Source organism: Pseudarthrobacter sp. AL07 (genome assembly GCF_029960665.1).
Lineage (GTDB): Bacteria > Actinomycetota > Actinomycetes > Actinomycetales > Micrococcaceae > Arthrobacter.
Genome location: NZ_JASBRB010000106.1, coordinates 1 through 274, shown reverse-complemented (window position 1 = coordinate 274; position 274 = coordinate 1). Strand labels below are relative to the sequence as shown.

1 pseudogene is annotated in these 274 nt (G+C 63.9%); it reads left to right on the top strand.

The features are described from left to right. Window positions 1-2: 2 nt before the first annotated feature. Window positions 3-274, top strand: a pseudogene (locus tag QK290_RS18720) (pyridoxal 5'-phosphate synthase lyase subunit PdxS); the annotation flags it as partial.

Below are 274 nucleotides of genomic sequence, written 5' to 3'. Positions count from 1 at the left end.
AGATGCTCAAGGGCGGCGTCATCATGGACGTCGTCAACGTTGAACAGGCCCGCATCGCCGAAGACGCCGGTGCCGTTGCAGTCATGGCCCTGGAACGCGTTCCGGCCGATATCCGTGCCCAGGGCGGCGTGTCCCGCATGTCGGATCCGGACATGATCGACAAGATCATCGAAGCCGTCTCCGTCCCGGTCATGGCCAAGGCCCGGATCGGCCACTTCATGGAGGCCCAGGTCCTGCAGTCCCTCGGCGTGGACTACATTGACGAGTCCGAGGT